The following is a 20,342-nucleotide window of genomic DNA, read 5'->3' as shown; positions in this document are numbered from 1 at the left end:
TTCAACTCACGAAGCGAAATCCGCAACAATCAACCGCCTCTAACCGTATGACCGAACTTAAACATCGTTGCCGTCCGTGTGTCGTTGTTCGCGTAAAAAAACAGGCGTGTCGCCTGGTTAAGCCTGATCTCGGTGTAGCCGGTGTCATTGAAATAACCCGGTTCACGAAGCTGCCTGGGATTGGCAGACTTGAACGGCACCATTTCGTTGTAATAGGTTTTTCCTCCGAGCTGCTCAGCCGCCTGACTCGGCGTCATGCCCTCATCCTTGACGGCATCCTTGAAGCGAAAAAATTTTGCTCGGCTTGCATCATCCAGTGACTCAAAACCCGGAATGTTGCGTTGCGAGTTGTAAGTCTTGTAAGCCCACCTTACAGACGTCGCCTCTGCAAGCCCGGTAGATGACCCGGCTCTTGCTGTTCTGCCGCTCATCCCGCTTGCCATCGCTCTGGCCGCTTCTCGGGAATCACTGCTCAGCCCCGATTTGAAAGCCCCCGCCACCTTGCTGGCCCCTCTCGTCACCGCCCCTAATCCGGAAGCAAAAGACGCCAAACCAAGCCCCAGGCTGACATAGCCCAAGATGTCACCCACCTCCGATTGCGGTGCGACTTCATGCGCAATTGAGCTCGCGATGCCTGCGACTCCAGACGCCGCCGCCAAGGTAAAACTCGCGATCGCCAGCGGCGTGGCGGCACCAAAAGTGAGGATGCTCGCGGCGATGCTGAACACCGACAAAGCAACCCCAAGACCTGACTGCCAGGAAACATGCCCGCTCGGATCAACCCGATTGATAGGGTCGCCCAGGCAGTAAGCGTAAGAATTCAACCCACCTGCTGCGAACGGACTAAGGCTGTCCGGACTGAGAAAGCGCATCAACGTCGGGCTGTAGGCCCGATAACCATTGCCCAACAAGTACAAACCGGTCAGCGGATCGAGCTGCTCTCCGTTGAAACCTGTCAGGTGGAATAATCCACCTTCGGCAGGACGGTAGCCGTAGGGGCTGTAGGCGACAGCGTCGCGCTGATTATCCGAGAAGAGCGTCAATACACTTTGTTGTTGATCTGTGCCGAACAGCTTCACTCCAGCACCCGGCTGATGTTCACCCAACAAGATGCCGGACTGGCGCAAGCAAGTGCGCCGGTCATCACCGACCACCTCATTGATGACACGACCGTTTTGGTAGAAGCGCTGCGCAAGCGGTCCGGTCGGTTGCGACAGCTCAACCAGGCGATCCTGTGCGTCGTAGTGATAGCCGCGTATCACGGCGCCTGTTGCTGTGGCAATTTGCGTCAACCGCCCTAGCGAATCGTAGCTGAGGGAACGCTCCAGGTCGTCCTTGATCATCTGCCCGTTACTGTCGTAATGCAGGCGGACGGGTAACGGATAGTCCGCGTGGCTGTGCCGGACCTCGATGAGTTGGGCGGGATCGACGGGGCTGTAAGTAAACGCTGTCGTGTTACTGCCACCGGGAAACTCGGTTTCCAGGCTGACAATATTGTCCAGAACGTCGAATGCATAGGTCTGCTGAATGATCTCTTTGCCAAAGGGATCGCGTGGCTTTTGGGGACCATCGCAGGTGTAACGACTGAGCCGCCCTCGGCTATCGTATTGAAAGCGCTCGTCGCGTAACAACTCATCACCGCCGGCGAACACCCTCTGCGCGAGTTTGCCGTCCAGGGAGTAACGTGAGGTCAGGGTTTGAGCTGCGGCACCCTCAGCCACAAAACTGCGCGATATTTCCCGGCCCAGATCGTCGTAGGCCCAACGAGTCACCATCGAAAGCCCGGCCTGCGTATCGCGGGATTCGACGCGCTCCAGCAAGCTCAATGGGTTGTAGACGAAGTCTGCTTTCAGCGTATTTTGCTCGAAGGATTTAACTCGCCCCCATTCGTCGTAACTGGTTTTGTGTGCGTCCCCAAGCACGTCAACACAACTCAACGGCCGACCGCTGAACGAGTACGAATACGTTGCTGTCCGCTGTTGGGTGCCGTGAACGGTGACTTCATGCTTTAGGCGGCCGGAAGGGTAATACTCGAAACGGCTTTCTCGCCCTTGCTCGACGCAACTTTGCGGCTGCCCATGCACAGGGCTGTACGTGAAATTGGCGAGTAATCCGGTGGCCTTGCGTTGTAGCAATCGCCCGCCGAAGTCGAGAGCGTAATCAAACTCGATGAGTTCACCGCTGGCGCTTTTCTGCCAGGCCGGCTGCCCGAACCCGGCCTCGTAACCAGCACTGACGGCGCGCCCACCCACGGTACTTTCGGTCATGCGGCCCAACCCATCGAACGTCTGCCGACCAAGGCTTTGGCCGGCCACTTTTACCTCGGATGGCAGCGATTCATGGCTATGGGGTGCGTAGGCGGTCTCTACCACGCAGCCGTCAGGCAAAACGCTGCGGCACAACCGATTGAACACGTCGTACACATAGGTCGTTTTGTTGCCCACCGCGTCGGTCTGGCTGAGCGCCCGGCCAACCCCGTCATATTCATAGACGATCTTGCCCAGACTTTCGCCCGCGAGATTAAACGCCTCAACCCAGTCAGGTTTGCCGAAATCATTGAGGCCGGTGACTGACTCGCCCATGCCTTCCAGCCAACTCGTCTCGGCTCGAGATATGGGGTCGAGCTCACAATGTTCTTTGCGCCCATCGGCATGGAGCGTGGTCTTGACCTGACCCCAGTCATCGTAGACAAAACCGGTTCTGACTGGCCGGGCAATGCCGTCCCACCAGTCAATGTCCGTTTGCTCGACCAGCCGCCCAAGCGCATCGTGACGCGCCGTATGGATAACCCGCATTTGCGTCCTGGCTGCCGCATCCGGGCTGTCACAATCCTGCTCTTCGATCTTGAAGACTCGTCCAAGCCCGTCATAAACGACTCTTTGTCGAACACCCATTAGATCCGTCGTGAGTATCGATGCAGGTTCATGACTGCTGGCCGCTTGATAAACCTTGCGACTGGTCACTGAATGAGGCGTATCGGGCGAGATGGTTTTGCTCAGGAGCCGACCGATGGCATCGTACTCAAAGGCAAAAGCGCCTTCATCTTCGTTCTGCTCGAACAACGTCAACCCGCTGAATGCCGATAGCGTCCTGGAGGACGTTTTGAATGTACCGTCGTGGCCATAGACAGTGGTCTGCAATTCCAGCTGGTTGCCCTTGAGCGCGTAAGAAAACTCGGAACGGGTAGAGAACCCGTTCTGGGTGACCGTTTGGGTTTGCAACAAACCATGGAGCAACGCGTCATCGGGCCGATTGAAATAGACCAGGCCGGTTTTCGAACACAGGGTTTCACCACTGGCTGTCCGTTCGAAAAAATCTTCCTCGACTGGAAGCACAGCATGCAGCGCCCCTTGTAGAGCCGGCTGCAAGGCATGTCGATAACGTGTGACCGTTGCAGTCGTAATGCCCGCACCCGATGCGGGGATGACCGTCCTCTGCTTCTCAAACCGAACGAAGCCCAGTGGGTCAGGTGGGCATCCATCGGCTCCGTCAGCCGGGTAAAACTCGGAAATTGTGGTGACACCCTCCGGCCCGACATGCTTGAGCAAGTTGCCCATGGCGTCGTATTCGGTGCGGGTTGTTTCTGTACGCGATGTCTTGGTCTTGCGGTTTTCGTAGCGCACTGTCCGGACTTTCGGCTGACGAAGTTGGGCAGGTTGCTCCTGAAAGCTTTTGCCCGAGTCGATGTGATATTCCGTGGATTCAGAAGTGATCGCCTGGCCGGAGGCGGTCACCTGCGATGTCAGCAAATGGTATTTGTTATAGGTGCGTACCGTTGAACAACTAATTCTGGCACCCGACATCAGCGTTTCGGTCGAGGTGTACTGATAGTCCGACGAACTTTGATAGAGCGTGTCACCGTCCGGCGACCATCGAATGTCATCATTGTCGTCATCGAAGCCCAGAAAGTTCTTCTGTGAATACTCATAATTCTTTGTAATCGCGGGCTGACTCTGACGCGGAAATACAGTGTGAGAGATCACATAGGGCATGGAGCGGATCGGCGAACCCGGTGGGAGACGATGCCCGGCCTCCTGATATTGGATGAGTTCGCGCGCACCCAAGGGCGAATCGACTTGCGTCAGGCAATCGATCTTGCCAAAAGGCTCGTAGAGCAGTTTCCATGAACCGCCCTCCGGCAAGTGAATGGCTGTCACTGCATCGTTTGTCAGCGAGAGAACAAACTTCGCCTCATGATCGGTTCCGGGATATTGCGTCAGCGTAACTCGCCCCTGAGTACGCGAAACCGTCAGCAATGTACGCTGGGCGTCCCTTACGGTCTTTAGTACCGGCTGCTCATTGATGGAGGTGTAATCGAGCATGATGGCCATCCCGTTGGCAGCCACGATCCTTATCGGCACCGCTATCTCACTGGCGCCGTACACCTTCAGTTCTTCACGCAGACCACTTTTATGAATAACGTCAAAATGCCCGGGCTTCGGCTGAGTGACCTTGAGCGTTTCAAGTTTCAACTCCTCAAAAAACAGGGTACCCGCCAGCTGTTTTGCTTTGTAACTTCCACCGCCTGCCAACGTAAGCACTTCACTGGCTAGATGATATTGGGTCAGTGCCATTGTCCAACCTGTTCCCAGTCCGGCGTCGCCCCCCTTTAATGGGTTGAACGATAGGCTGATCGGCAAAGAAGGACCGTTCAAAGCCCCGGATTTTATTTCCGCAAGCGTTAGTGCACAGCTGTAGATACCCGTGCGGGGATCAACCCCGCCCGAGAGAAACCCATCAAAATTAAATGCATTGGAATAAACACTGACCGCTTCGTTGCTCGTCATCCTGACAACCTCACATCCTGTTAATACTGTTTTTTCGCCAGCCGCCGTTTTGCGGCAGAGAACACTTAACCTCTTTGCAGCACAAAATTGGTGTCAGGAATATCGACAATCAGTGACAAACGATGCTCAGTGCCATACTCATCGCAAACGGCAAACAAAAACGGAGCCACCCTTACGTCCCCGGTATGAACATACACAGACGGGATGCCTTTAACGACCGTCAACTCCCCGGAACGTTGATTCACCGCAATGGGACGATGGCGAGATACATAGACATCCATCATCTTGTATGACACGGGTGCCAAGACGCCCACAAAGGAGCGCGGGCCCGTTGAGCCCAATATCAATCCAGTATCACAAAACTTGACCGGGTAACCGTCAGCACCATACTGGGTGCTGGTCCAATCGAGCAATGCCACTTGCATTCCTCCTGGATAGAATCCCAAGTGATATCGAAACAGTCGATCACCATCAAAATTCCCTTCTAACTCCTCTTTCTGCCAATTGAACTGCTCAATGCTATAAACAGGATTGCGCTCGGCATGAACGATGACACTTTTATTGATTTTGTTACCGTCGGGGTTTGTGGTGTGATTGCTTCTGTATACCTTGCCCTGCAACGTCACCTCGGCGGCTATTTGCATCTGCCCCTCCACCGACGACGTCACCCAGAACTGGAGGGGTTCACCCGTCACACCGCCGGAAGGCCCGGAAGAATGGACGCTTCCGGGAATTTCATGGCGATACTTGTTTTCAAACCGGTCCGAGTTCCATCCTGCCAATGGCTTGCCCTGATACGCCTCCTGTTCCAGCGGAACAGCATCGTGATAGCGAATCAGGCGTGTGGTGATTAAATCGGGGAAGTAGCTGAGGGGTACGTTCTCACCATTCTCATCGACTGCTTCAACAAACACCCAGACCCGGACTTGCATCCTGCCATTGGCATACACTCTTTTAGCGTCAATACCAGGCACTTCAAATCTGACTTCCAGCCTGGATAATCTTGCAATTACTGGCGCACTTCGATCTTCTGCATAGAGCACACTCTGAACTTCACTCACACTAAATTCCTTACTATTTGATTGAACACGGTGGCTCGCACTCAGCACAGGCCACCTTTCCGAACGGACAGAGCACACTACGCTCTAATCAGATTGTTCAACCATCAATAACAAGGAACTTCAAAGCTCGCAACAAGGAAACCGATAATGACCAGACCAGTAAATCGCCTCTAAAAAAAACAAAATTTTCAGGCTATTACCAACTTTACTAATTTAGATTTAATATTATTTCCGCACACCACCTCCAGCAAACTCCGCAACCTGCATCAATCCTCACCACTTCCTATCCCACTCTCATCAGAGAACACTTCATCCCCTTCATCACTCTCAAAATCGATATCTGGCTCCTCGTCTATTTGAATCAAAATTTTGCTATCCGAGCCTGAATTGTCGATATATCCCGCAACACGTAAACGACTCACCTCACTCAGAGGATTATTTCGGAAGTTGTAATTCACATCACGGGCATCTGAAACCTCAAACAATTCATCCGGCAAAAGGCTTATCTGGTTGAATGTCATATCTGCAAAAGCGAGACTTTCGAGCGTAAACAACCCTGAAGGCGCTGCAGTTAAACCCGCATCTTTCAAATAGAGGCTGTCCAGTTTCTTCATGTAACCAACATCAGGCGTCCGTTCTAAAGGATTGTTGCTCAGATCCAGCAGCGTCAGATTTTCCAGATGCGCCAAGCCTTCTACAGCGGCTTCGCTGAGCCGAATACCACAGTCTTCCAGGGTCAACGTAACGAGCTCTCGCATTTGGTAGATCTCGACGGGAAAAGTCTCCAGAGCGAAGCCAGACAATGTCAGGTACCGGACCCCCGGGAATCTGGCGAAAAAGGCATGGCCTCCCAGATGGGGAGATCCGCTGCTCAGCGACAATTCGAGTACATGACTGAAATCGGCCGACAGTTCGGGTAGCACCCCCAGAATGTCCAGGTTGAACTCGAGCGTCGTCGTTGTGAAAGCGTTAGCCGTGGTGAGCCTACGACTCCAGTTGGCTTGCAGCTCCTGCGCGAAAAGCCTTCGCCTCTGTCGTTGAGCCGCCAGATATTCATCCGTAAGCAGCGAGTTGGTGGCCGGGTGATGGGATGGCACATCAACGCACCACGCGTCCAGATCGTTGACCAACGTGAGGTATTCATTTTCCAGACGGCTGACCGCCAGCAATGGATCACCGCTGAACCGTTCGTTGCTCAAGGTCGCCCTCTGCTCTTCAGAAAGCGTTGGATAAAGCGTTCGAAGCCGTTGCTCAACGGATTGCAGCTGCACCGGTTTGATGTCACCACCGCCCAGCAAATAACCCGCGCGCCCCACGGCAAGACCCATGGGCGACCGAGTGCCTGGCTCCAGCGGTGGTTGTCCAAATAGCGCCCGAAGAACAGGGCGAGTCGGCAACGGCTGGAGCCTGACTGCGTGCTTCAACCCGATGCCCTGCGTTATATGTGGCAACCCCAATCCCAGGCGCTGCCTGTCCGGAAGCGCATGCATGACAGCACCGTACAGCGTCTGCAGTCCGCTCAATTGTTCACCGGAACTGTCATAGGCCCAGTATTGCCCATGCTGCCTGACCAGGATTTTGCGAATGGCCGCCTCGGGACGCCCGATGCTGTCGAGCAATACCCCGTCAAAATCAACCTCGCGCACTTCGATACGGACATCCGACGACCATCCATTCAGCGTATCGAGCATGTGCAGCGCCAACCTGTCGCTATCCGGGCTGATGACTGAGTCGAGGTAAATCCCTTCGCAAGCCCGGCTGAGGCGGACCTCTCGCAAATAGAACAACGCCTCCTGCGCTAAATGCTGCGTTATCCCAAGCTTGCCTTGAATACGCAGGTGTTCGGCAGCCCCGGCATTGCGCGACAACTCCAGGGCGATGGTTTTCGGCAATTCCGGAAATACCCTCCTCAGCTGTAGCGTCAGTGCCTCATCGCTTTGTTCGAAGGCGGCTTCGCGAACCTGGAACAAGTCGACGCGGTGCTCTTGCGCCCAGATGGCCATTCTTGCGCGAAGCCGGGCGATGCGCACGGTGGTCCCAGGTAACGGGTCGCCAAACGAGGGGCTTTCGCCGAGGATTTTTTTGAGCGTCTGATCGTCAGTTGTTTTAACAATGCTTCGCACCACATCGCCGGAGTTTGACCAGTCCTGCGGTACGCTGATGCCTCGCGCATTCAGCAACTGAACCTGCATGTGTGGATCAGCCCGGCTATATACGGCCGGATCAGGGCTTTGTAGCTGCGTGATAAATGCCTGAATCTGCTGATCACTTTTGAAACGGCGGATCGTGTCGTCCAGCAACGCCGGCGGGCGCTGAGCGTGAACGTGCATGTGCCGCAACGCCGCCTCGTCGACACCGCTGACCGCGAGGATGCGTCGGGCCGTCTCGTCGGAAAACTCCGCAACCGAGTACCCGAGACGCCGGAACAGTTGCGCCCCCTGCCACTCCATCGGCCGCTCGACCTCATTCGCCCAGGCGCCTGCACCGTTGTGAGTGAGTCGTGGCCGGTAAGCGCTGGACCTTTGCGGATGAAGAACCTGATAGCCGTTGCTGCCAGGCTCAATGGCCACTTCGTACGTGCGGCCCTCAAGCGTCAGTAGAGTCTTGCCGTCCTGTTGGTGCAGGCCAAGTTCGTCTGTCACCGAACCTACGGTCAGCGAGCTATCTTGCTCATAAGGTTGGATATCCGGATTCCACAGGCGCGAGCGCCCATCCCCCAGCACCACCGGTTTGAGCCCTTCGACAAACGCTGACGGCTTGATGGCAAGCAACCTTCCAGCCACTGCGCCCCCGATGCCAATCGCCCCCAGTTGCGCCAGGTTTTCCGCGATTGCCAGCAAATGATCAGTCGCCTCGACCACCTGTCCTTCGGCCCAATCAAGAACGCCGGTAAAGGTCTCGTCGAGCAGTTGCCAGGCGGTGTAGGCCAGCATCAACTCACCCAGAAAGGGAATAAAAGGGAGGGCGACCAGGGTTACGACCTGCAAGACAATGGACCCGACCTTTTCCACGCTATCCCACAGCGCCCAGCGCGACTGGCGGTCTTCATCAGCGGTCGGTACAGCGATGACCCGGGCGTCATTGAGGACCTTGTTCAGTTTGTCCTGATACAACCACTGCCAAGGATCACCCTGAATGCTGCGCATGCCGAATCGCAGCCTGGGGTTTTCGACGGGCGTGCGGAGCCATGAGGGCTGCGGATCACCAGGCGGATGAGGGTGCCATGTCACAACATTCAGATGATTGTCGAGGGCGGCAAAAAAATGCCCGCGCTGTTCATGAGCGATGAACCGGGCAAAAAAGCTTTGGTAAGTCGTCGAACGCAATTGCTCGGTCAACTTCGCCATGAACGCCCGTGTCGATGGATACTCTTTGATCGGGTGCTGTGGATCATCGGGTATGTACACAACCAGCGGCTGAACCGTGGAGGCACGCTCCAGATCTGCGCCCAACAACATGATGCCGGTCAAAGGCGCGTCCATGATCTGCAACTGGTAGCACTGCAAAATCGGCCCGGTGACGCCATCGAGCCGTTGCATCAACAGGGTGTGCGAGCCAGGACCAATGTCCCCTTTCATCCGCGCAAGCAGCAGCGCCGCCTTGAACGCATCTTTTTGGCAGGTCTTCACCCGCAGCGCCAGCACCGCTTTGGCCACCGCATCCCCGGGTAACAACAACGCTTCCAGTTGCTGCGAATACTGCCCGCCGATATCCAGTTCGCGGCACAGCGAAACAAATGCACTGATACTTATCCGACTATTGACCGCCAGCACCCTAAAGTGGCCAACATTATCCGGCTCGCTGATCAAGCAGGACGCTGGATCAAAGTAATTGACGGCTGCTTCTTTATTTTCGAAGTTGTGCAGGGCTGCGTCGAGCAACGACAGGGTTCTAACCTGGTAACCCACGACAGTGCCTGTAGGCATATACAGTCGCAGCCAGGTTCGGTTGACGTCCAGCTCAATGCCAAAGCGCTCTTTTAGCGCCTGTCGAAGCAAGGGTTCGGAAAACCGACGGGCATCGCCCAGCCGCTTAAATATCCGGTCCACCTTGGTTTGCGACAACCAACTGGCCTTGATGGCTTGCGCCAGCGTCGAATGAGCAGCCTCTGAAGCGGTTCTATACCAGTCAGGAATTACGACGGGAGTACGCCTCAACGCTTCGCGTCTGAGGGGTGACGCCTGCGTCAGCCACGCCGGAATTTTTTCTTCTATGAAGTTTTTATGTGGGTTGTCAGAACATTGCTTCTCACATACTTCAGACATACAAGCAGCCTATAAACCGAAATGAATAATCAGCTTACGAAAATGGCCACTTGCAAAAGACTAAATAGTTAACGCACTCAATCCTGAAAACAGTGATAAGCGATAGTTACTGTTCGTCGTTGTAATTGAATTTCGGCATTTCCCAATGAAAACGGATAGCCAGCAAGCGCAGCAGGAAACCGCCGAACAACGTGATCAGAATCGCCTGCTCCCCCGGCAAATTCAGATAAAGGCAGAGCATGTAGCACCACGCTGCGGCAAACGAGACGCTGGCATAGAGCTCACGACGGAAGATCAGCGGAATGTCATTGCAGAAGATGTCCCGCAAGATGCCGCCGAAGACGCCGGTGATCACGCCGCTGACCGACGCGACCAACATGCCGTGCCCCATTTCCAGTGCAGTCATGCAGCCAATCAGCGTGAACGCCACCAGACCGACGGCGTCGAGCACCAGAAACAGCGAGCGCAGGTGGCGCATCCAGCGTGCCGTAAACACCGTCACCATGGCCGCGATGGAGGTCAGCACCAGGTATTCCGGGTGTTTGACCCATGTCAGCGGGTAGTGGCCGAGCAGCACATCGCGCACCGACCCACCGCCCAGCGCCGTGATGCACGCAATCAGCACCACGCCAAACCAGTCCATCCCGCGACGGCCGGCAGACAAGGCACCGGTCATGGCTTCGGCGGTGATGGCGATCAGGTAAAGCATCAGCAACATGGTGGCGGTCCTTGCAGAAAGGCGCGCAGTCTACTCACTTTCCCAATCGCAACACATCCCATGTAGGAGCTGCCGCAGGCTGCGATCTTTTGATTTTGCTTTTAAAAACAATCAAAAGATCGCAGCCTGCGCCAGCTCCTACAGGGGCGTTATCAGAACTTGATGAAATGCTTGCGGTAGTGCTGCAACTCGGCGATCGATTCGCGGATGTCGTCCAGCGCCAGGTGCGTGCTGCCCTTCTTGAAGCTGTCACGCACATCCGGCGCCCAGCGTGCGGCCAGCTCTTTGAGCGTCGACACATCGAGGTTGCGGTAGTGGAAGTAGCTTTCCAGGGATTTCATGTGGGTATAAAGGAAGCGACGGTCCTGGCAGATGCTGTTGCCGCAAATCGGCGACTTGCCCTTTGGCACCCACTTCTCCAGGAAAGCGATGGTCTCGGCTTCGGCTTCGGCCATGCTGATGCGGCTGTCGCGAACGCGCTGGGTCAGGCCCGAGCCGCCGTGCTGGCGGGTGTTCCACTCGTCCATGCCGGCGAGGATTTCGTCGCTGTGGTGGATCGCGATCACCGGGCCTTCGGCCAAAGTGTTCAGGTCACTGTCGGTGACGATAGTGGCCATCTCGATGATGACGTCGGTATCGGGGCTCAGACCGGTCATTTCCAGGTCGATCCAAATCAGATTCTGCGGGTTTTGCATGTGTCGGCTCCTAGGCAATGCTGCGCAGTTTAGCCTAGGCCGGTGGCCGGGCGTGCTAAACTCGCGGCCGTTTTACCTAATCGCTGCATTCTTGATACGGAACACCCATGGCCAAACGCCAACTCAATCGTCGTCAAAACTGGCGCATCGAAAAGATTCAGGGCGAACGCGCAGCCCGCGCCGCCAAACGCGAGTCCTCGGCTGTCGAGGCACTTGAGGGCGGCGACCTGGGTCCGGAACAGACCGGCCTGGTGATCGCGCACTTCGGTGTGCAGGTCGAAGTCGAAGCGCTTGATGGTGAGCTGGCCGGCCAGGTGTTCCGCTGTCACTTGCGCGCCAACCTGCCAGCGCTGGTGACCGGCGATCAGGTGGTCTGGCGTGCCGGCAATCAGGGAATCGGTGTGATCGTGGCGCAATTGCCGCGCAATACCGAACTCTGCCGCCCGGACAGCCGAGGCCAGCTCAAACCTGTTGCGGCCAACGTCGACATGATCGTCATTGTCTTCGCCCCGCTGCCCGAGCCCCATGCCAACCTGATCGACCGCTACCTCGTAGCCGCCGAACATGCGGGCATCAAACCGTTGCTGTTGCTGAACAAATTCGACCTGATCGACGAGCAAAACGCCCCGGCGCTGAATGCCTTGCTCGCGGTTTACCGCACCCTGGGTTACCCGGTGCTGGAAGTGTCGGCCCACCACGGCAACGGCATGGAACAATTGCAGAAGCAATTGGACGGGCGCATTAGCGTGTTTGTCGGCCAGTCCGGTGTCGGCAAGTCTTCGCTGGTCAACAGCCTGCTGCCTGAGGTTGAAACCCGTGTCGGCCCGCTGTCCGAGCTGTCCGGCCAGGGCACTCATACCACCACCACCGCGCGGTTGTTCCACTTCCCCGGTGGCGGCGAGCTGATCGACTCCCCGGGCATTCGTGAGTTCGGCCTCGGTCACGTCAGCCGTGCCGACGTCGAAGCCGGTTTCATCGAGTTCAACGACTTGCTCGGCACTTGCCGCTTCCGCGACTGCAAGCACGACCGCGAACCCGGTTGCGCCCTGCTCAAAGCCCTGGAAGATGGCCGCGTGCAACAGCAGCGGATGAACAGCTACCGCTCGATCATCGCCAGTCTGCCGGAAAACGGCTACTAAACAGACGCGCCGTCCGCCCCGTACTCACGGGCCGGGCGGCCGCCCGTTACGCCCTACAAAAACTCCCTTGCATTAAACGTCAGATGTTTCTGTAAGGCCTGCGCACGCTCGGTTGTAGGGTATTTCTGATTCTCCGTACAAGCCTTGTTAGCGCCCTTCAATTGCATACATTCAAGCCCTCTTCGCATTCAAGCGATACCGAGGGACACCCATGCAAACCTATCACTTGTTCATCAGCCATTCGTGGAACTACTCCGACGCCCACGACAAACTGGTGAAACTGCTTACCGCGCACCCCACCTTCACCTTCAAGAATTTTTCGGTGCCGACGCATAACCCGATTGTCGGCGCGCAAACCGACAGCCAGCTCATCGAAGCCATCGAAAACAAGATCCGTCCCTGCTCTGCCGTGCTGATCATGGCCGGCATGTATTCGACTTACAGCAAGTGGATCAACAAAGAAATCGAGATCGCCAAACAAATGGGCAAGGTCATCATTGCGATCAAGCCGTTTGGCGCCGAGCGTATTTCCACGGTGGTGCGTGATGCGGCGCACGTCGAATGTGCGTGGAACACCAAAAGCATCGTCAATGCGATTCGCGAGCAAACGGCGGTGTAATCATGCGCAAGGGACTGTTTATCGGCATCAACAACTACAGCCATGTTTCGCAGTTGAGTGGCTGCAACAACGACGCCATGGCGATGGCCTCGGTGCTGAAGACCGACGCCAACGGCGACCCGAACTTCAAGAACATCGTGCTCACTTCCGCCGAAGACTACTTGAGCCGGGAAAGACTCGAAGACCAGATCCGCGATCTGTTCTCCGGCGACTGCAACGTTGCGCTGCTGTATTTCGCCGGTCACGGCATCTTCGACGTCGATACCGATGAGGGCATGCTGATCCCCCAGGACTATAAGAGCACCAAGGACGGCATCCGGATCAGCGATATCCTGAACTGGGCCACCAAAGCGACGAAGATCAAAAACAAAGTGATCATTCTCGACTGCTGCCAGGGTGGTTCGGCGGGTGAAATACGCGCGTTGCGCAGCGAGAGCAGCGTGGTTGGCGAAGGCATGACCATTCTCACCGCGTGCAAAAAGGAGGAGCCGGCAATGGAGGGCGCCCAGCACGGCGTCTTCACCGGCTTACTGCTGCAGGCGCTGCACGGCGGTGCCGCGAACATCCTCGGCAAAATTACCCCCGGCAGTCTCTACTCATTCGTCGACAACGCACTGGATGCCTGGGAACAGCGGCCGGTGTTCAAGACCAACGTTTCGCAGTTCATCTCATTGCGCGAAGTCTCACCGCTGATTCCCAAGGAAATACTGCGCAAATTGCCCGACTGGTTCGCCGAGGCGGAATCCGTGTTCCCGCTGGACCCAAGCTACGAACCCACCGAGGCCACGTTCAATCCAGAGCATGGCGACATCTTCGCCCAACTGCAGAAGTGCAATCGCCACAGCCTGATCGAACCGGTGGATGCCGAGCACATGTACTACGCGGCCGTGAACGCCACCGGCTGCCGCCTAACTGCGCTCGGCGCCTACTACCGTGAACTCGCGATCAAGGGACATTTCTGATGCCTGTGTTTATCAGCTACCGCCACATGGATCGCGCCCATGCGATCAACATCAATACCCGCCTGATGCAGGCGAATATCAAGACGTACCTCGACGTGCTCGACCCAGAGTCCCAGACCACCGATGACATCACCGGCGTGATCACTCGCAATATCACTGAATGCACGCACCTGTTGGCAGTGGTATCCGAGCGAACTGCAAATTCCTGGTGGGTGCCGTTCGAAATCGGCGAGGCGACGATCAGCAATCGGCGCATCTGCTCATTCAAGACCGGCCCGGCCGAGTTGCCGCTGTACCTCGACAAATGGCCGAAGCTCAGGAGTGACAAAGACATCGAGCTTTTTATTGATGCTTATCGCAGTGAAGTGACGCTCAAGCGTTCGATGTCGCTGGAGTCGATTACCGGTAACGATTCCTTGCGCAGCGCCAACAGAACGAATGCCGAGCGCTTTCATACGGATCTCAAATCCAGAATCAATCGGGGGTTTTGAAGCGGCGGCAGAACGCCGCGAACATCACTCGACTTCTTACAATCAAGCAACCGGCAAGGATCAAGATCAAAAGATCGCAGCCTTCGGCAGCTCCTACAGAGATTGCGCACACCCGCGAAATGACATCGACAGGCCAGCAAGCGCCTACAGGGACCGTGCCCATGCTGGAAATGAAGTGGTTTCCAAACCCGCAAAAAAAGCCGACATCTCTGTCGGCTTCTTTATGGGTCACTGCTTGGGTGGTTCAGCCGGTTTGGCGGGCTCACCCGGTTTCGGTACCGGGTCGTCAAACAGGTTCAGACGTTCGCGAAGTTCGTGAGCCGGCAGCGGCTCCTTGTCCGCCGGCAACGCGTTCGGATCGGCTGGCGTGGCCGGTGCTTCTCCCGGTGCACCCGTACCTTGCGGGGCATCGGGTGCAGGCTCCGCACCTTGCGAACCTTCGATGGCACGCTGGGCTTTCTTGGTCAGCACGATAATGTCGATACGACGGTTGACCGGGTTGAACGGATGCTCACGGTCGAACAAAGCCGACGAGGCATAACCGACCACGCGCGCAACCTGATGATCCGGATAGCTGCCCGCGATCAGCGCACGGCGCGCGGCGTTGGCTCGGTTGGCCGAGAGTTCCCAGTTACCGAAATCGCCGCTGCCGGTGTACGGCTTGGCATCGGTGTGACCGCTGATGCTGATCTTGTTCGGCACCGCTTTAATGGTGTCGGCCATGGCCAGCAAAATGTCTTCGAAATAGGGCTTCAGACGTGCGCTACCAGAATCGAACATCGGGCGGTTCTCCGCGTCCACGATCTGGATGCGCAAGCCGTCCGGGGTGATCTCGAACATGATCTGGTCTTTGAATTTTTGCAGCTCCGGATTTTCGTTGACCTTGTTCTGCAACTCTTGCAGCAACAGTTCGAGGCGCTCCTTCTCCACCTGTTCGGCCATGCCTTCGACCTGATCGGTGTCGACGGTCACCTTATCCGGTTGCGGCTGGGACTTCACTTCAGGGTTGAGGGTGTTTTCCGGCGCCAGGGTCGGTGTACCGCCCAGATCGATGATGTAGGGCGTGCCGCTTTCGGAGAAGCCAATCGGGTCCTTGAAGTAACCGGCGATGGCGATCTTCTGTTCCGGTGTTGCCGTGGACAACAGCCACAACACCAGAAAGAACGCCATCATCGCCGTGGCGAAGTCGGCGAAGGCGATTTTCCAGGCGCCCCCGTGATGCCCGCCGGCGATGCGCTTGACGCGCTTGATGATTATTGGCTGATTATTTTCCATGGCTTAACGACCGCGAACCGCTTGTTCCAGCTCCGCGAAGCTTGGACGGTGCGCCGGGTAAAGAACCTTGCGCCCGAACTCCACGGCCAGCGATGGCGGCATGCCGGAAGCCGAAGCGACCAGCGAGGCCTTGATGGCTTCGTAGACGTTGAGTTCTTCCTTGGCATCGTGGGCCAGGGAATGCGCCAACGGGCCGAAGAAGCCGTACGCCGCGAGAATACCGAAGAAGGTACCCACCAGTGCCGCACCTACGTGCAAGCCGATGGATTTCTGATCGCCCTCCCCCAGGGAAGCCATGGTCACCACGATACCCAGTACCGCCGCGACGATACCGAAACCAGGCATGGCGTCGGCGATGCCGTTCACGGCGTGGGACGGGTGCTCCAGGTCTTCCTTGAGGCTATACAGTTCCATGTCGAACAAGCCTTCCAGTTCATGGGGAGCCATGTTGCCGGAGGACATGATGCGCAAGTAGTCACAAATGAACGCGGTCATGCGCTCATCCTTGAGAACCGTCGGGTACTTGGCAAAGATCGGGCTCGCGGCGGCATCTTCGATGTCACCTTCGATGGCCATCATGCCTTCGCGGCGGCTCTTGTTGAGGATCTCGTAGATCAGACCCAGGACTTCAAGATAGAAACCGTGGCTGAAACGCGAACTGAACATGCTCAAGGACTTCTTGAGCACGTGCATCGTCATGTAACCGGGGTTGGCCTGCAGGAATGCACCGAGGGCCGCACCACCGATAATCATCACCTCGAAGGGCTGAATCAGGGCGGCAATCTTGCCGTGGGAGAGCACGTATCCGCCGAGCACGCTCGCGAATACGACGATGATGCCGATAATTTTAGCCATAGGTAGGAGAGTACTTACTGAGTCGGGTTCAAGGTCATATTCGGAAGTTAAAAAATCTCTTCTTCTACTTATCGGCAAAACTGCGCCAGACTATAGCCAGTTCAGGCGAAAAGCCAATTTGACCCATTCCGGGCATAGGTAATGCTGACGATGATCGCCTCCCACCATGGTTAACGAAACGAACGTTCCGACTCCAAAACCGACCACTCTCGAAGGCTGGGTCAAGCTTCTTGATGGCGTGCACCTGCCGGTTCCGCAGGCCAGTCACGACCGTGTCTGCCGCGCACTTCGTGATAGCCGCAGCTCGCTGCGCGACATTGCCGAATTGATGCAAGACAGCCCGGCCCTGGCCTTGAGCGTGATACGCGAGGCCAACCGGCACACCCATGGCAACATGACCGAGCCAGCGGAAAACCTCGAAATTGCGATCAACCGTCTTGGCTTGAAGCGCACTGAGGAGCTGCTTGAGCGGTTACCCGCCATGCCTCAGGCAGACATCCCAAAGACGCTGCGCCAACTGCAAATGATCAGCCAGCACGCCAGCCAACAGGCCAATGGTTTTTTTGCCAGCCGCCTGGCGCGCCTGTGGCAGGACATCCATTGGGGCAGCTTGCTGTTTCTTTCGCCGCTTTGGCCATTGGCGCTGACGCATCCGCAATTGCTCGAAGACTGGGAACTGCGCGTCATTCATAAAGGCGAGTCGGCGCGCACAGTCGAAAAGCAATTGTTCGGCGTGCGCTTGCTGAAAATCGGCCTGGCCCTGGTGGATATATGGCGCCTTCCGATCTGGGTGCAACAGGGCTATAAGCTACTGCTCACCGAGCAACGGGAGCTGGTGAAAGTCCTGCGCATCGCCCGCGACAGCGAAAATCCCTTGCGTCAGCAGAACCGTCTCGATAGTGATCCGGAATTGCGCCGCTGGCTCAATCAGCCGGCGAACACGGTGTTGCTGGCCAATGGTCTGGCACTGTCAGCGCAACACTCCTGGGACAGCCCGCACAGTGAGCGCTGGCAGTACCTGACCAGCCTTTACCTGCAAATGCCGATGGCCGAAGTGCAGCAACAATTGCACCAACAATCGGCCAACAGTGCGCGCCATCATGCTATGCCCGACCTCTGGCACCCTGCCGAAGCACTGATCTGGCCGTGGGGCACGAATCGCGTCCACGCCGGTTTGTTGCCGGCGGCGGCCCCCACCGCCGAAGACCTGGCGAAGTGGCGCAAGCAATGTGCCGAACTGCTGGTCGAGCCAAGTCGCTTCACCAATGCCATGCACCTGACCATCTCTGCCCGTGATGCATTGGTCGCCTGCGGCATGCGTCGGGTGATGATCCTGATGGCCGACCGCACCCACGCCAACCTGAGAGTGCACCAGACCGCCGGACTGCCGAAGGAAGCGGCGGGGCTGAATTTTGCGGTCAGCCAGAGCAGCGTGTTGCAACGTCTACTTTCGCAGCAGGCGCAGGTGCGTCTGACCCCGACCAACAACGCGCAATTTTCCGCCCTGCTGCCCAACAGTCTGCGTTCGCAGTTCAGTGGCGAACACTTGCTGTTGCGCTCGCTGGTCAACAATGGCCGGGTGATCATGATTGTCGTGGCGGATCAGGGTGGTGGGCCGTTTTCGGAAATCACTGTGCAAGCCTTTGGCAAAACCGCGCAGTGCATCGAGAAAGCACTGCAAAACTTTAGCCGCCGCGGCCAATAACCCTGCGCTACAATCCTCCCTTTTGTGCTCTGGAGACCTCACATGTCTGACTTCTCTGGCTTGCCGCTGGTGATCGAGCCGAGCGACTTGCTCCCTCGTCTTGACGCCCGCGAACTGATTCTGGTGGACCTGACCAGCAGTGCCCGCTACACCGAAGGGCATATTCCCGGTGCGCGTTTTGTTGACCCAAAACGCACTCAGCTTGGCCAGGCACCCGCACCAGGCTTGCTGCCGACTCAAGTCGCCCTTGAGGCACTGTTCGGGGAGCTGGGGCACAATCCCGACGCGGTCTACGTGGTCTACGACGACGAAGGTGGCGGTTGGGCCGGGCGCTTTATCTGGCTTCTGGATGTCATCGGTCACAGCAACTATCACTACGTGGACGGCGGCTTGAAAGCCTGGTTGGCAGAAGGTTTGCCCATGTCGATCCAGATTCCACCAACGGCCGGTGGCCCGGTTGCTCTGACCCTGCACGACGAGCCGACTGCCACCCGCGAGTACCTGCAAAGCCGTCTCGGTGCCGCCGACCTGGCGATCTGGGACGCACGCGGGCCGTTGGAGTTTTCCGGCGAGAAAGTCCTGGCGGCCAAGGGCGGGCACATTCCCGGCGCGGTCAATTTCGAATGGACCGCCGGTATGGATCAAGCTCGCAACCTGCGTATCCGCACCGATATGCCGCAGATCCTCGAACAACTCGGGATCAGCAAAGACAAAGAAGTGATTACCCACTGCCAGACCCACCATCGCTCTGGCTTCACCTATCTGGTGGCCAAGGCTCTCGGTTATCCGCGAGTCAAAGGCTACGCCGGCTCCTGGGGCGAATGGGGCAATCATCCCGACACCCCTGTAGAGAATTAAGGTTTTTAAGGACAGTTAATGAATAAGCGTCTGTTTATCCTCAGCCAATATCTGCTGCCTCACCACTTGCTTTCGCGACTGGCTGGCTGCATCGCCGAATGCCGCGTGCGCTGGTTCAAGAATGCGTTCACCGCGTGGTTCGCCAAGCGCTATCAGGTGGACATGTCCCAGGCGCTGGTCGAAGACCTGACTGCCTACGAGCACTTCAACGCCTTCTTCACCCGCGCGCTGAAAGACGGCGCACGCCCGCTGGACGAAACACCGGGCGCGATCCTCAGTCCGGCCGACGGTGCGGTCAGCCAACTCGGCCCGATCGAACACGGTCGTGTGTTCCAGGCCAAAGGCCACAGCTTCAGTGTTCTGGAGTTGCTGGGCGGCGACGCGGCAAATGCCGCGCCGTTCATGGGCGGTGATTTCGCGACTATTTACCTGTCGCCGAAGGACTACCACCGCGTGCACATGCCGCTGGCCGGCACCCTGCGTGAGATGGTCTACATCCCGGGCCGCATCTTCTCGGTCAACCAGACCACCGCCGAAAACGTTCCGGAGCTGTTCGCTCGCAATGAACGTGTAGCGTGCATTTTCGACACCGAGCGCGGGCCGATGGCCGTGGTGTTGGTGGGCGCAATGATCGTGGCTTCGATTGAAACCGTATGGGCCGGGATGGTCACGCCGCCGAAACGCGAGCTGAAAACCTTCCGCTACGACGAAGCCGCACGCGCGCCGATCCATCTGGAAAAAGGTGCGGAGTTGGGTCGCTTCAAATTGGGTTCGACCGCTGTCGTGCTGTTCGGGCCGGATCAAGTGAAATGGGCTGAAGAACTGGCAGCCGGTTCGCCGGTGCAGATGGGCCAGGGTATGGGCGCACCAAAAGCCTGAGCGATACGCTGATCTAAATAATGTAGGAGCTGC

Annotated in this window: 14 protein-coding genes; 7 read left to right on the top strand and 7 right to left on the bottom strand. The window is 57.0% G+C overall.

Annotated elements, in window-relative coordinates:
* Positions 1-29: 29 nt before the first annotated feature.
* The 5 genes from KUF73_RS24275 to orn form a co-directional block, all read right to left on the bottom strand.
* Positions 30-4,787 (bottom strand): RHS repeat domain-containing protein, encoded by a 4,758-nt coding sequence (locus KUF73_RS24275; protein WP_218440545.1) that lies wholly within the window; start codon positions 4,785-4,787, stop codon positions 30-32.
* 65 nt (positions 4,788-4,852) lie between these two features.
* Positions 4,853-5,848 carry a hypothetical protein gene (locus tag KUF73_RS24270; protein ID WP_218440544.1) on the bottom strand — a complete coding sequence of 332 codons (996 nt, stop codon included), beginning with the start codon at positions 5,846-5,848 and terminating at the stop codon, positions 4,853-4,855.
* A gap of 266 nt (positions 5,849-6,114) precedes the next feature.
* Positions 6,115-10,113, bottom strand: a complete 3,999-nt coding sequence (locus KUF73_RS24265; protein ID WP_218440543.1) for a dermonecrotic toxin domain-containing protein — start codon at positions 10,111-10,113, stop codon at positions 6,115-6,117.
* Between the two features lie 106 nt (positions 10,114-10,219).
* Positions 10,220-10,831, bottom strand: coding sequence for a trimeric intracellular cation channel family protein (locus KUF73_RS24260; RefSeq protein WP_218440542.1), 612 nt, complete (start codon positions 10,829-10,831; stop codon positions 10,220-10,222).
* A 152-nt stretch (positions 10,832-10,983) separates the two neighbouring features.
* On the bottom strand, positions 10,984-11,526 hold the full coding sequence (gene orn, locus KUF73_RS24255; RefSeq protein ID WP_218440541.1) for an oligoribonuclease: 543 nt from the start codon (positions 11,524-11,526) through the stop codon (positions 10,984-10,986).
* A 107-nt stretch (positions 11,527-11,633) separates the two neighbouring features.
* Between orn and rsgA the strand changes: the two genes are divergently transcribed.
* From rsgA to KUF73_RS24235, 4 genes are all read left to right on the top strand, one after another.
* Entirely contained in the window at positions 11,634-12,665 is a 1,032-nt protein-coding gene (gene rsgA, locus KUF73_RS24250) for a small ribosomal subunit biogenesis GTPase RsgA (RefSeq protein ID WP_218440540.1), read from the top strand.
* A 211-nt stretch (positions 12,666-12,876) separates the two neighbouring features.
* Positions 12,877-13,284 carry a TIR domain-containing protein gene (locus KUF73_RS24245; RefSeq protein WP_218440539.1) on the top strand — a complete coding sequence of 136 codons (408 nt, stop codon included), beginning with the start codon at positions 12,877-12,879 and terminating at the stop codon, positions 13,282-13,284.
* 2 nt (positions 13,285-13,286) lie between these two features.
* Positions 13,287-14,246 (top strand): caspase family protein, encoded by a 960-nt coding sequence (locus KUF73_RS24240; protein ID WP_218440538.1) that lies wholly within the window; start codon positions 13,287-13,289, stop codon positions 14,244-14,246.
* A complete protein-coding gene (locus tag KUF73_RS24235) occupies positions 14,246-14,737 on the top strand; it encodes a toll/interleukin-1 receptor domain-containing protein (protein WP_218440537.1) in 492 nt (163 codons plus the stop codon). Before KUF73_RS24240 ends, KUF73_RS24235 begins: the two co-directional genes overlap by 1 nt.
* Positions 14,738-14,965: 228 nt before the next feature.
* Here KUF73_RS24235 and motB read toward each other — a convergent pair whose 3' ends face one another.
* Together motB and motA are read right to left on the bottom strand one after the other, a co-directional pair.
* Positions 14,966-16,012, bottom strand: a complete 1,047-nt coding sequence (motB, locus tag KUF73_RS24230; protein ID WP_218440536.1) for a flagellar motor protein MotB — start codon at positions 16,010-16,012, stop codon at positions 14,966-14,968.
* A 3-nt stretch (positions 16,013-16,015) separates the two neighbouring features.
* Positions 16,016-16,867 (bottom strand): flagellar motor stator protein MotA, encoded by an 852-nt coding sequence (gene motA / locus KUF73_RS24225; protein WP_218440535.1) that lies wholly within the window; start codon positions 16,865-16,867, stop codon positions 16,016-16,018.
* Between the two features lie 166 nt (positions 16,868-17,033).
* Between motA and KUF73_RS24220 the strand changes: the two genes are divergently transcribed.
* The 3 genes from KUF73_RS24220 to asd are packed head-to-tail and all read left to right on the top strand — an operon-like array spanning position 17,034 to position 20,309.
* Complete coding sequence (locus KUF73_RS24220) at positions 17,034-18,572, top strand: HDOD domain-containing protein (protein ID WP_218440534.1); 1,539 nt, start codon at positions 17,034-17,036, stop codon at positions 18,570-18,572.
* A gap of 42 nt (positions 18,573-18,614) precedes the next feature.
* Positions 18,615-19,430 carry a rhodanese-like domain-containing protein gene (locus tag KUF73_RS24215; RefSeq protein ID WP_218440533.1) on the top strand — a complete coding sequence of 272 codons (816 nt, stop codon included), beginning with the start codon at positions 18,615-18,617 and terminating at the stop codon, positions 19,428-19,430.
* Positions 19,431-19,448: 18 nt separating this feature from the next.
* Complete coding sequence (gene asd, locus KUF73_RS24210; RefSeq protein ID WP_218440532.1) at positions 19,449-20,309, top strand: archaetidylserine decarboxylase; 861 nt, start codon at positions 19,449-19,451, stop codon at positions 20,307-20,309.
* Positions 20,310-20,342: the final 33 nt, after the last annotated feature.

Origin of the sequence: Pseudomonas sp. PD9R, assembly GCF_019200975.1 — a bacterium.
Classification (GTDB): Bacteria; Pseudomonadota; Gammaproteobacteria; order Pseudomonadales; family Pseudomonadaceae; genus Aquipseudomonas.
The sequence above is the reverse complement of the archived record's forward strand: the minus strand, read 5'-3'. Positions and strand labels throughout refer to the sequence as shown.

What these genes read in the sequence shown, in the direction of transcription:
- KUF73_RS24275 (WP_218440545.1), bottom strand. Translation starts at nt 4,787, where the DNA reads ATGACGAGCAACGAAGCGGTCAGTGTTTATTCCAATGCATTTAATTTT.
- KUF73_RS24265 (WP_218440543.1), bottom strand. Translation starts at nt 10,113, where the DNA reads ATGTCTGAAGTATGTGAGAAGCAATGTTCTGACAACCCACATAAAAAC.
- KUF73_RS24260 (WP_218440542.1), bottom strand. Translation starts at nt 10,831, where the DNA reads ATGTTGCTGATGCTTTACCTGATCGCCATCACCGCCGAAGCCATGACC.
- orn (WP_218440541.1), bottom strand. Translation starts at nt 11,526, where the DNA reads ATGCAAAACCCGCAGAATCTGATTTGGATCGACCTGGAAATGACCGGT.
- rsgA (WP_218440540.1), top strand. Translation starts at nt 11,634, where the DNA reads ATGGCCAAACGCCAACTCAATCGTCGTCAAAACTGGCGCATCGAAAAG.
- KUF73_RS24245 (WP_218440539.1), top strand. Translation starts at nt 12,877, where the DNA reads ATGCAAACCTATCACTTGTTCATCAGCCATTCGTGGAACTACTCCGAC.
- KUF73_RS24240 (WP_218440538.1), top strand. Translation starts at nt 13,287, where the DNA reads ATGCGCAAGGGACTGTTTATCGGCATCAACAACTACAGCCATGTTTCG.
- KUF73_RS24235 (WP_218440537.1), top strand. Translation starts at nt 14,246, where the DNA reads ATGCCTGTGTTTATCAGCTACCGCCACATGGATCGCGCCCATGCGATC.
- motB (WP_218440536.1), bottom strand. Translation starts at nt 16,012, where the DNA reads ATGGAAAATAATCAGCCAATAATCATCAAGCGCGTCAAGCGCATCGCC.
- motA (WP_218440535.1), bottom strand. Translation starts at nt 16,867, where the DNA reads ATGGCTAAAATTATCGGCATCATCGTCGTATTCGCGAGCGTGCTCGGC.
- KUF73_RS24220 (WP_218440534.1), top strand. Translation starts at nt 17,034, where the DNA reads ATGGTTAACGAAACGAACGTTCCGACTCCAAAACCGACCACTCTCGAA.
- KUF73_RS24215 (WP_218440533.1), top strand. Translation starts at nt 18,615, where the DNA reads ATGTCTGACTTCTCTGGCTTGCCGCTGGTGATCGAGCCGAGCGACTTG.
- asd (WP_218440532.1), top strand. Translation starts at nt 19,449, where the DNA reads ATGAATAAGCGTCTGTTTATCCTCAGCCAATATCTGCTGCCTCACCAC.